We start from the raw sequence: 11,804 nt of genomic DNA, 5'->3' as shown, positions 1-11,804 counted from the left end.
AGCGGGCAAGCCCGCGAAGGGCTGCGCAGCAGCCCCAAAGGCAGCAAATCAGACCCAGGAATGCCGTGCAGGCAGGGTGCCGTTAAGGTGGTAAGCGCCCACCGCGTGGTACTTCCAGCGCACCGGGTCGTGCAGGGTGTGCACCCGGGCATTGCGCCAGTGGCGGTCGAGGTTGAACTCGGCAAGGGTGGCGCGGCTGCCGGCCAGCTCGAACAGCTTTTCGCTGGCCTGCAGGGCAATTTCGGTCGTCAGCACCTTGGCCTCCGCCACTGCGATCGAGGCACGTGCCGCGCTGGCTGCGTCGATTGGCGCAGCATTGACCTCGTCGAGTACCCGAGCAGCTTTGCACAGCAGCGCTTCGGCGGCGTGCAGCTCGAGTTTCAGGCGGCCGATGTCGGCAATTACATAAGGGTCGTCACTGGCACGGTCGACGTTGGCTTCAATCCACGGCCGGGACTTTTCGCGCACGAAGGTGATCGCATCATCAATGGCTGCTTCGGCGATGCCGGCGTCGATTGCCGCCTGGATCAGCTGCGAAGCTGCGCCCTGAATGTTGGGGATATCGCGCTGGCGCCAGTTGTCGATCACCAGTTCCGCGTCTACCGATACCTGGTCCAGCAGCACGGTACCGCTGGCGGTGGTGCGCTGGCCGAACCCGGACCAGTCATCGACAATGCGTAACCCTGGGCTCCCCCGGCGCACGAATGCCAGGCGCTGGCGGCCTTCGTCGTCGAGGGCTTTTACCGCCACCCAATGGGCGAACAAGGCACCGGTGGAGTAGAACTTCTCGCCACTTATACGGTAGCTATCGCCGGCGCGTGTGATTCGGGCCTTGAGGGTTAGGGTGTCTTTGGTGCCGCGCTCAGGCCCGGCATTGCCGATGCGCCAGCCGTCGAGCACGCTGCGGAAGATCAGCGCTTGCTGCTTCTCGCTGGCCGTCAGGCGCAGCAGCTGCAGCATGCCGAACTGGTTCTGCGGGATCTGCCCCAAGGCGGGGTCGGCGGCGCTGATCAGGCGGAACACTTCGGCGACGGTTTCGAACGACACGTCGGCGCCACCGTAGGCCTTGGGTACGCTGATGCTGCCCAGACCGCTGCGGGTAAACAGTTCGATTTCGGCCCAGGGCAGTTTGCGTTGCTGGTCGCGGCGGGCAGCGTGTTCGCGGGCGACCTTGGCCAGTTCGCGGGCGGCTTGCAGGGCTTCGGCGTCGTTGCGCAGTACCTTGGCCGGCAGCAGCGGTGGCGAGCTGTCGAGATCACTTTGGAATAGGGTATTGGCTTGGCTGGGCATCAGTACCGCTCCTTGGCTGCACTCAATGTCCTGGCGTTACGCACTGGGGTGATCGTGATCCTGACCATTCCTGACCTCACAAAATAATTATGTCGCTGCAGCTGATCGCGACAGATGTGTGCTGGTCCGGTGGTCCGGTTTATATACCCTAATGATTTATAAAAACTTTATGAACTAACTCTTTGGAATATGTATAGAAGGAGGATTTGCTACGGGCGTGCCGGCGTCTTCGCGGGCAAACCCGCCCCTACCCATGCCTCAAGATCTGTGCAAGTCACTGTAGGAGCGGGTTTACCCGCGAAAGGGCCGGAACAGGTCTACTCGGAGGCAGCAGTCCCGAGGAACTTGCGCAAGAACTGCCGCGTACGCTCTTCCTTTGGCGCCGCAAACAGGGCCTTGGCCTCGCCCTGCTCCACGATCACGCCCTTGTCGAAGAAGATCACCCGGTTCGCCACATCCCGGGCAAAGCTCATCTCGTGGGTGACGATGATCATGGTGCGCTTTTCCTCGGCCAGGCCGCGGATGGTCGCCAATACTTCACCGACCAGCTCCGGGTCCAGCGCCGAGGTCGGTTCGTCGAACAGGATTACCTCCGGTTCCATGGCCAGGGCACGGGCGATGGCCACCCGTTGCTGCTGGCCGCCGGACAGGCGCCGTGGGTAGGCGTCTTCCTTGCCCGCCAGGCCGACTTTGGCCAGCAGGCGCCGGCCAAGCTCGATGGCCTGCTCGCGAGGCGTTTTCTTGACGACCACCGGCCCCTCGATCACGTTCTCCAGGGCGGTGCGGTGGGGGAACAGGTTGAAGTTCTGGAATACGAACCCGGCCTGCTGGCGCAAACGGCGAATCGCACTCTGCTGCCCGCCCAAAGGGCGGTTGGCATCGATGCTGATGGCGCCGATCTGGATCTGCCCGGCATCGGGGGTTTCCAGCAGGTTCAGGCAGCGCAGGAAGGTGGTTTTGCCCGAGCCACTGGGGCCGATGATGGCCACGACTTCACCGGGCTGCACGGTCAGGTCGATACCGTTGAGCACGGTCTGGCCCTTGAACCGCTTGGTCAGGCCTTTCACTTCAATCATGCTCAATGCTCCTGGTCATGCTGGTTGACCCGCGCTTCCATGCGGTTCTGGAAGTGCGCAAGGATGCTGCACAGCACCCAGTAGATGACCGCGACCGCCACGTACATGGTGAACACTTCGAACGTGCGCGCGGTAATCAGCTGGGCTTGGCGGAACAGCTCGGGCACCTGGATGGTGGCCGCCAGGGCAGTGTCCTTTACCAGCGAGATGAAGCTGTTGCCCAGCGGTGGCAACGCGGTGCGCAAGGCCTGCGGCAGGATCGCCCGGCGCATGGCTTGCACGCGGGTCATGCCGATGCTGGCGGCTGCTTCCCACTGGCCGCGGTCGATCGAGGAAATCGCTGCGCGCAGGATCTCGCAGATGTAGGCCGCCATGTTCAGCGACAGGCCGATCAGTGAAGCGGGGATCGGGTCCAGCTCGATGCCGATTTGCGGCATGCCGAAATAGATCACGAACAGCTGCACTAGCAGCGGCGTGCCGCGGAAGAACGACACGTAGACCCGCGCCAGCCAGTTCAGCGGCAGAATCTTCGACAGCCGCATCAGTGCCAGGGCAAAGCCCAGCACCAGGCCGAAGAACATGCCGCCGACACTGAGCAGCACCGTATAACCCGCGCCCTTCAGCAGGAAGGGGGCGGAGTCGATAACGAGTTGCAGGCTTTCAGCGATCATTTGGTGACATCGGCACCGAAGTACTTCTCGGACAGCTTGGCCAGCGTGCCATCAGCTTTGAGCTTGTCGATGGCCTTGTTGATGGCTGCCAACAGTTCCGGCTCACCCTTGCGTATGGCCACGCCGCTTTCCAGGCGCGAGAAGGCATCGCCGGCAAGTTCGGTGTCCTTGGCTTTTTGCGCGTATTCCAGCGCGGCCAGGCGGTCGATCAGAATGGCGTCGATACGGCCGTTGCGCAGGTCGGCGAACTTGCTTGGGTCGTCTTCATAGGTGCGCACATCGGCTTGCGGTACGTCCTTTTTCACCCATTGCTCGTAGTTGGTACCAAGGCCTACGCCGACCTTTTTGCCGGCCAGATCCTGCGCGCCCTTGATGTTCAACTGCTCGGCTTTCTTCTTCAGGATCAGTGCCTGGATGCCGGAGATAGTGTAGGGCTCTGAGAAGTCGTACTTTTTCTTGCGTTCTTCAGAAATGGTCACCTGATTGACCACTACATCCAGGCGCTTGGATTCCAGCGCGGCCAGGATGCCGTCCCACTTGGTCGGCTGGATCTTGGCCTTGACCCCCAGCTCCTTGGCCAGCAGCTCGGACAGCTCCACTTCGAAGCCGGTCAGTTTGCCGTTTTCGTCCTGGAAGCTGAATGGCGGGTAGGTGCCCTCGAGGCCGACGTTGATGACGCCTTTTTCCTGGATGGTCTTCAATTGCTCGCCAGCGAAAGCCTGGCTGAGCAGGCCGGCACCCAGCAGGAGGGCCAGGCTGGCGTTGAGTAGCGGTTTGGCGAATTTCGACATTTCAGAGCCCCGCGCGTGTTGTCTAGGTAGTGAGGTGGCGACTATAGGATTGGCTGCATTGAGGGTAGGCGACGATCCCCACCCCGTCATCGCGGCTTATGCCTGACTTAGCGCAGGATGGAATAAAGCGTTGTTTTTTCCAAGCCTTGGATTTGCCGTAAAGTGGACTGCATGTAGGCAGGTTCGGCCCTTTCGCGGGCCTGGCGACAAAATCAGATGGCCTATACGGCAGGAGAAAACCGTGAGCGAACAACCTTCATCCGCGCATTGGCAGTTGCAGAGCATTGTCACTGGCCTGCGCGGGGCCCGTGAGCAATGGCGCACCCGCAATGGCCGCAGCATTGGCGAGCAGGGCGGGCGCGAGCTTCCGTCGCGCGAAGCGATGCGACAGATTCTGGAGCAACTGTGCGGCGCGCTGTTCCCCATGCGCCTGGGGCCAGTCGACCTGCGCGAAGAAAGTGAAGACTTCTACGTCGGTCATACCCTGGATGCCGCGCTGACCGCCTTGCTGGCCCAGGCTCGTCTTGAACTTCGCTATGCGGCACGACAGAGCAAGGCTGAGCTGGCTGGCGTCGACGCCCGTGCGCTGAGCCTGATCCAGGGCTTTGCCGCTGCGCTACCGGAACTGCGTGTACTGCTCGACACCGATGTACTGGCCGCCTACCACGGCGACCCGGCTGCGCGCAGCGTCGATGAAGTGCTGCTGTGCTACCCGGGCATCCTGGCGATCATCCACCACCGGCTGGCGCACCACCTGTACCAGGCTGGCCTGCCGCTGCTGGCGCGGATCAGCTCTGAGCTGGCGCATTCTGCCACCGGCATCGACATTCACCCGGGGGCGCAGATCGGCCCGAGCTTCTTCATTGACCACGGCACCGGTGTGGTCATTGGTGAAACCGCGATCATCGGCGAGCGCGTGCGCATCTACCAGGCGGTGACCTTGGGCGCCAAGCGTTTCCCCAGCGATGAGTCGGGGACTCTGCACAAAGGCCTGCCACGGCACCCGATCGTCGAGGACGATGTGGTGATCTATGCCGGCGCCACGGTGCTGGGGCGTATCACCATCGGCAAGGGTTCGACCATTGGCGGTAATGTGTGGCTGACTCGCAGTGTGCCGGCTGAAAGCAACATTACTCAGGCCAATCTGCAGCTGGATTGCCAGGACAAGAACTGATCCCGCATTGAAATTGCCTGTGCCGGCCTCTTCGCGGGCAAGCCCGCGCCTACACGGAACGTACCAAATGTAGGTGCGGGTTTACCCGCGAAGAGGCCGGAACAGGGCGACCCCAATCAGCGCCCCAATTCGCATTGAAATCCGATCCATGTTTAACTTGAACGCTTGTTCAATGAAAAACGCTGGTCCGCTGCCGGTGTTCAACAGGAGGATTCCTTTGCTGAACCCGTTCATTCCGAACCTCACGTCAGTCGACGAGGTGCACGCCCGATGAGTGCACCGAACCCTTCCCTTTCCAATGGCAAGATCCGCATGAACCCCCCGGTGTTCTACTTTGCGGCGAGTTTCATCCTCATCTTTGGCCTGGTAGTCATCTCCAATCCGCAAGCCGCAGGTGACTGGTTGCTGGCGGCGCAGAACTGGGCGGCCAACACGGTCGGCTGGTATTACATGCTGGCGATGACGCTGTACCTGGTCTTCGTGGTGGTCACCGCCTTGTCTGGCTACGGCAAGATCAAACTCGGTGCCGACCACGACGAACCCGAGTTCAGCTACCTGTCGTGGGCCGGCATGCTGTTCGCCGCCGGCATCAGCATCACGCTGTTCTTCTTCTGTGTCTCCGAACCGCTCACCCACATGCTGCAACCGCCCCAAGGCGAAGCAGGCACGGTCGAGGCCGGGCGCCAGGCGATGCAGATCCTGTTCCTGCATTGGGGCTTGCATGGCTGGGGCGTGTTCGCCTTCGTCGGCATGGCATTGGCCTATTTCGCCTACCGGCACAACCTGCCACTGGCCCTGCGTTCGGCGCTGTACCCGTTGATTGGCAAGCGCATCAACGGCCCGATCGGCTATGCGGTGGACGGCTTCGGCATCATCGCCACGGTGTTCGGCCTGGGTGCCGACATGGGCTTTGGGGTGCTGCATCTGAACGCGGGCCTGGACTACCTGTTCGGCATCAGCCACAGCCAGTGGGTGCAGGTGATCCTCATCACCCTGATGATGGGCGCGGCTGTGGCCGTCGCCGTGGCCGGGGTGGAGAAGGGCGTGCGGGTGATGAGCGATATCAACCTGTTCCTGGCCTGTGCGCTGCTGCTGTTCGTGCTGTTTGCCGGGCCTACCCAGCACCTGTTCAACACGCTGATCCAGAACCTGGGCGACTACCTGGGGGCGTTGCCGCGCAAAAGCTTCGACGTGTATGCCTATGGTGAGAACCGTGGCTGGCTGGGCGGCTGGACCGTGTTCTACTGGGCCTGGTGGATTGCCTGGGCGCCGTTCGTGGGCCTGTTCATCGCCCGCATTTCCCGGGGCCGCACCATTCGCGAGTTCGTCTTTGGCGTGTTGCTGATCCCGCTGGGCTTCACCCTGGCGTGGATGTCTATCTTCGGCAACAGCGCCCTGGACCAGGTGATCAACCACGGCATGACCGCGCTTGGCCAATCGGCGCTGGATAACCCGTCGATGAGCCTGTACCTGCTGCTGGAAACCTACCCCTGGAGCAAGGCGGTAATCGCCACCACGGTGTTCATCAGCTTCGTGTTCTTCGTCACCTCGGCCGACTCGGGTACCGTGGTGCTGTCGACCTTGTCGGCCAAGGGTGGGGGAGCTGATGAGGATGGGCCGAACTGGCTGCGTATCTTCTGGGGGGCGATGACTGCGCTGATCACCAGTGCGCTGTTGTTCGCTGGCAGCATCGATTCGCTGAAGTCGGCAGTGGTACTGACTTCGCTGCCGTTCTCGCTGATTCTGCTGTGCATGATGTGGGGGCTGCACAAGGCGTTCTACCTGGAGTCGCAACGGCAAATCGCGCAGATGCACTCGCTGGCCCCGTTCGCCCAGTCACGCCGGGGGCGTGGCGGCTGGCGCCATCGCCTGAGCCAGGCGGTGCACTTCCCGTCGCGTGATGAGGTGTACCGCTTCATGGATGATGTGGTGCGCCCTGCGATTGCCGATGTGCGTGAAGTGTTCGAGCAGAAAGGCCTGGTACTGATCACCCAGGACGACCCTAGCCATGACAACGTCAGCCTGAAGATTGGCCATGGCGAGGAGCAGCCGTTCATTTACCAGGTGCAGATGCGTGGCTATTTCACGCCATCGTTCGCCTTGGGGGGGCTGGGTACGCAGGAGTTGAAGAACCGCCGCTATTACCGGGCGGAGGTGCACCTGAGCGAAGGCAGCCAGAACTATGACCTGGTGGGCTATAGCAAGGAGCAGATCATCAACGACATCCTCGACCAGTACGAGCGGCACATGCAGTACCTGCATTTGGTCCGCTAGACCGACGGGGCCGCTCTGCGGCCCATTCACAGCACAAGGCTGCACATGCAGGTTCATGCTGCAGGGCTGTCGTGCGTCGCGGTCAACCCATCCCGCATTCCACGTCGCAATGCCGCTGGCCTACAGGGGATCGCCTCCGTAGGTCAGCACTCCCGCGCTAATCAAGAACGAAACTCATTAGGCTATAAGCAAACGTTTGCTTATAGCTAAAAGCTATTATTCGTTGCGATTCTATAGTGACCGGAAGTAAAAATTTCTAACATATTCCTTAAAAATCTTACAAATTCATAAAACGGTCATTTTGGTTTTATAGGATTGTCATTATCCTGTAGCGCAGGTGGCGTCTTAGACCAAAGTCGCGAAACGTTTAGAAACGATTGACTTAATGGTCACGCTTTGGGACTAAATCGCCCATCCCGGTGAGCGGGGCATCAGACCCCTCCGCCAGAGATACACAAAAATTAGAACGTAGAGGAGCAAAACATGTACAAATCCAGCCTGGCTCTGGCCGTGGCACTGGGGGTTCTCGCCCAGCAAGCAGGCGCTGCCGGTTTCGTTGAGGACAGCAAGCTGTCGCTCAGCTCGCGCACCATGTACTTCAACAATGACAACCGTGACGGCGGGGCTGACAACCGCGAATCGGGTCAGGGCTTCAAGCTCGACTACCTGTCCGGTTTCACTGAAGGCACCGTTGGTTTCGGTGTAGACGTCCAGGCCCTGTGGGGTATTCATCTGGATGGCGGCCGCGGCAAACACCCTGACAACAGCTCCTTCTTCCCAAGTGACACCGACCGCTCGGCTGTAAGCCAGTGGGCCCGCGTGGGTGGTAACGCCAAGGCGCGTTTCTCGAAGACCGAAGTTCACTATGGTAGCGCTCTGGCGCCGAACCTGCCGATTCTGGTCTCCAACGATGGCCGCCTCCTGCCGCAGACCTTCGAGGGTGGCACTATCCAGTCGAAGGAAATCGACAACCTGACCATCAACGCCGGTCAACTGACCCATGCCATGGGCCGTGCTTCGAGCAACCGTACCGGCCTTTCGGTCAACGGCGCCACTGCCGATAGCAACAAGTTCATCTACGGCGGTCTGGACTACAAGCTCACCCCTGACTTGACGCTGCAGTACTACTACTCGAACCTGAAAGACTTCTACAAACAGCACTTCCTGGGTGCGACCCACGTTTTCAAGATTGCTGATGATCAGTCCTTCAAAACCGACCTGCGCTACTTCGATAGCAGCAGCGATGGCAAGAACGGCGGACCAGGAGCGTATAACTTCAATAACAACGGCGGTTACGAGAAAAATGACGGCAAGGTCGATAACAAGACCTGGTCCGCAATGTTCACGTACACCTTGGGTGGTCATTCGCTGATGTTGGGCCATCAACAAGTCAGTGACGACGGTGGCTTTGTCTGGCTGAACCAGGGCTCGGTCCGCGATGGCAACAACCGTCCGGAAGGCGCCGGCGGCTCCAGCTTCTACCTGTTCACCGACAGCATGATCAACCAGTTCGCCAAGGCTGGTGAAAACACCACCTTCGGTCAGTACGCCTACGACTTCGCTCGCCTGGGCGTGCCGGGCCTGAAAGCGTCGGTTTCCTACCTGAAAGGTGAAGATGGCAAAAACGCCGTTGGCGGCGGCCACTTCAGCGAGTGGGAACGTGACGCCCGTGTCGACTACGTTATCCAGGACGGCACCTTCAAGGGCCTGGGCGCCAGCCTGCGTCACGGCGTCTACCGTGGCACCGGCACCAGCTCGCTGGCTGACCAGGACCAGACCCGCCTGATCTTCAACTACACTTACAACTTCCTGTAAGCCGTAGCTGAACAAGAAGCCTCGCCTGATGCGAGGCTTTTTTATGTCTGCAGATTTTTATGAATTTTGGTTATAAATAAATTGTTATTTATTCCTTTTGTTCTTGGTCGATTGCAGGCACATTGAATCCCTAAGGTACAGAACCCAGCCCAGGAGCCGCAGCCCATGAGCCTCAAACTCGGCGATATCGCCCCCGATTTCGAACAGGATTCCAGCGAAGGCAAGATCCGCTTCCACGAGTGGCTGGGCAACAGCTGGGGGGTGCTGTTCTCCCACCCGGCCGACTTCACCCCGGTGTGCACCACCGAGTTGGGCCTGACCGCCAAGCTCAAGGACGAATTTGCCAAGCGCGGGGTCAAGGCCATCGCCCTGTCGGTGGACCCGGTCGACTCGCATCACAAGTGGATTGATGACATCAACGAAACACAGAATACCGTGGTCAACTTCCCGATCATCGCCGACGCCGACCGCAAAGTGTCCGACCTGTACGACCTGATCCACCCGAACGCCAGCGACACCCTGACCGTGCGCTCGCTGTTCATCATCGACCCGAACAAGAAGGTGCGCCTGACCATCACCTATCCGGCCAGTACCGGGCGCAACTTCAATGAAATTTTGCGGGTGATCGACTCGCTGCAACTGACCGACAACCACAAGGTCGCCACACCAGGTAACTGGCAGGACGGCGACGAGGTGGTGATCGTGCCTTCGCTCAAAGATGAGGAGGAGATCAAGCAGCGCTTCCCCAAAGGTTACCGGGCGGTCAAACCCTATCTGCGCCTGACCCCTCAGCCAAATCGTTAATGGAATCCTCGTTGCATTGCTCTTAGCCAAGCAGGGATTTTCGGGCCGTTTCGACGGCCCTTTTTTATGCCTGTTAAAAACCTGTGGGAGCGGGCGCGCCCGCGAAGAGGCCCTCGCGCATATAGACAATAATAGAATAAACAAATGAATAAATATGATTTCTAGATATATGAAGCGACTGTTAATGTTACCTCCAACAGAACACAAGGAAGCGCTGCAATGCTGGTCGTCTCAATCGGTGGTAGCCCAAGTCTCCGTTCACGTTCCGGCGTGCTGCTCGAGCGTTCGCGCCAGTGGCTGCAGGAGCGCGGCGTTGAAGTGGTGACCTTCCAGGTGCGTGACTTCTCCGCCGAAGACCTGTTGCATGCCCGTTTCGATAGCCCCCAAGTGCAACACTTCCAGCAGTTGGTGGCCCAGGCGGATGGCCTGATCGTTTCTACCCCTGTCTACAAAGCATCGTTTGCCGGTGCGCTGAAGACATTGCTCGACCTGCTGCCCGAACGCGCACTGACCCACAAGATCGTGTTGCCAATCGCCACTGGCGGCAGCATCGCCCACATGCTGGCGGTGGATTACGCATTGAAGCCGGTGCTGTCGGCACTCAAGGCACAAGAGACCCTGCAAGGGATTTTTGCCGACGACAGCCAGGTGGCTTACGCAGAAGGCACAAAGCCCGCGCAGTTGGTACAGGCGCTGGAAGAGCGCCTGCAGGACTCGCTGGAAACCTTCCACGCGGCCTTGGCCCGTCGGCCGAACCCCGTGGCGCCCGGCGTACTGAACGAACGTCTGATCAGCGCTCGCTGGAGCATCTAACGGCATTACCCGCTTCACCACCTTACTCGCCCGTTAACGAGGTAAGCAGGTGCAACCCGAACCCCATTCGCACAGGAGAGCGCCATGCGCATAGTCTTCTTGCGTCGTGGTCTGGTCGCCCTGTTTGCGGCGGCTGTGTCCTTCGGCGCCATTACCCAAGCCCAGGCCGAGAGCCTGCGTATCGGTTACCAGAAATACGGCACCTTGGTGCTGCTCAAGGCCAAGGGCACGCTGGAGAAACGCCTGGCCGAGCAGGGAGTACAGGTGCAATGGACCGAATTCCCCGGCGGCCCGCAGCTGCTTGAAGGGCTGAACGTCGGCTCCATCGATTTCGGTGTAACCGGCGAGACCCCGCCTGTGTTCGCTCAGGCCGCTGGCGCCGACCTGCTCTATGTCGCCTACGAGCCGCCAGCGCCGCACAGCGAAGCGATCCTGGTGCCCAAGGGCTCGCCCATCCAGGCGGTGAAGGACCTCAAGGGTAAAAAGGTCGTCCTCAACAAAGGCTCCAACGTGCACTACCTGCTGGTCCGCGCCCTGGAAGACGCCGGCCTCAAGTACAGCGACATCCAGCCTGTCTACCTGCCGCCGGCCGACGCCCGCGCCGCCTTCGAGCGCGGCAGCGTGGATGCCTGGGTGATCTGGGACCCGTACCAGGCCGCCGCCGAGCAGCAGCTGCAAGCGCGCACCCTGCGTGACGGCAAGGGCCTGGTCGACAACCACCAGTTCTACCTCGCCACCCGCAACTATGCGACACAGCACCCTGCGGTGATCAACACCGTGATCGAGGAAGTGCGCGCCGTGGGTGAATGGTCCCAGGCCAACCCGCAGGAAGTGACCGACCAAGTCGCCCCGCTGCTCGGCCTGCCTGCCGACGTCACCCTCACCTCGGTCAAGCGCCAAGGCTACGGCGCTGCGCCGCTGACCCCGGACGTGGTGGCCGCGCAGCAGAAGATCGCCGACACCTTCCAGGCGCTGAAGCTTATTCCCAAGCCGCTGAGCATCAAGGACGTGATCTGGACACCCCCGGCCAAGGTCGCTAGCGCGCCTTGATTGACTGCCTGTGCCGGGGCGCCGCTCCGGCTAGAGCCACCCTTGA

General features: G+C 60.6%; 10 protein-coding genes. 6 read left to right on the top strand and 4 right to left on the bottom strand.

Translation table 11 applies throughout. The annotated features are described in order from the left end of the window. Positions 1-48: 48 nt before the first annotated feature. From INQ47_RS10075 to tcyJ, 4 genes are all read right to left on the bottom strand, one after another. Positions 49-1,290, bottom strand: coding sequence for an SfnB family sulfur acquisition oxidoreductase (locus INQ47_RS10075; protein ID WP_404701611.1), 1,242 nt, complete (start codon positions 1,288-1,290; stop codon positions 49-51). Between the two features lie 317 nt (positions 1,291-1,607). Next, positions 1,608-2,366, bottom strand: a complete 759-nt coding sequence (gene tcyN / locus INQ47_RS10070) for an L-cystine ABC transporter ATP-binding protein TcyN (protein ID WP_021782583.1) — start codon at positions 2,364-2,366, stop codon at positions 1,608-1,610. Positions 2,367-2,368: 2 nt separating this feature from the next. Continuing rightward, positions 2,369-3,037 (bottom strand): cystine ABC transporter permease, encoded by a 669-nt coding sequence (gene tcyL, locus INQ47_RS10065; RefSeq protein WP_176685264.1) that lies wholly within the window; start codon positions 3,035-3,037, stop codon positions 2,369-2,371. Further along, on the bottom strand, positions 3,034-3,828 hold the full coding sequence (gene tcyJ, locus INQ47_RS10060) for a cystine ABC transporter substrate-binding protein (protein ID WP_404701610.1): 795 nt from the start codon (positions 3,826-3,828) through the stop codon (positions 3,034-3,036). The genes tcyL and tcyJ overlap by 4 nt, the downstream gene beginning before the upstream one ends. Before the next feature lie 241 nt (positions 3,829-4,069). Here tcyJ and epsC point away from each other — a divergent pair, with 241 nt between their 5' ends. From epsC to INQ47_RS10030, 6 genes are all read left to right on the top strand, one after another. Next, positions 4,070-5,002, top strand: coding sequence for a serine O-acetyltransferase EpsC (epsC, locus tag INQ47_RS10055; protein WP_021782585.1), 933 nt, complete (start codon positions 4,070-4,072; stop codon positions 5,000-5,002). Between the two features lie 312 nt (positions 5,003-5,314). Next, a complete protein-coding gene (gene betT / locus INQ47_RS10050) occupies positions 5,315-7,276 on the top strand; it encodes a choline transporter BetT (protein WP_172402802.1) in 1,962 nt (653 codons plus the stop codon). 483 nt (positions 7,277-7,759) lie between these two features. Next, a complete protein-coding gene (locus tag INQ47_RS10045) occupies positions 7,760-9,091 on the top strand; it encodes an OprD family porin (RefSeq protein WP_021782587.1) in 1,332 nt (443 codons plus the stop codon). A gap of 165 nt (positions 9,092-9,256) precedes the next feature. After that, positions 9,257-9,895: a peroxiredoxin gene (locus tag INQ47_RS10040; protein WP_003255836.1), complete on the top strand. Its 639-nt coding sequence runs from the start codon at positions 9,257-9,259 to the stop codon at positions 9,893-9,895. 219 nt (positions 9,896-10,114) lie between these two features. Next, a complete protein-coding gene (gene ssuE, locus INQ47_RS10035) occupies positions 10,115-10,708 on the top strand; it encodes an NADPH-dependent FMN reductase (RefSeq protein WP_404701609.1) in 594 nt (197 codons plus the stop codon). An 84-nt stretch (positions 10,709-10,792) separates the two neighbouring features. Next, positions 10,793-11,758 (top strand): sulfonate ABC transporter substrate-binding protein, encoded by a 966-nt coding sequence (locus INQ47_RS10030; protein ID WP_404701608.1) that lies wholly within the window; start codon positions 10,793-10,795, stop codon positions 11,756-11,758. The last annotated feature ends 46 nt before the right edge of the window (positions 11,759-11,804 follow it).

The organism is Pseudomonas sp. 3HC3, assembly GCF_044904505.1.
GTDB classification, from domain to species: Bacteria; Pseudomonadota; Gammaproteobacteria; order Pseudomonadales; family Pseudomonadaceae; genus Aquipseudomonas; species Aquipseudomonas putida_Y.
The sequence above is the reverse complement of the archived record's forward strand: the minus strand, read 5'-3'. Positions and strand labels throughout refer to the sequence as shown.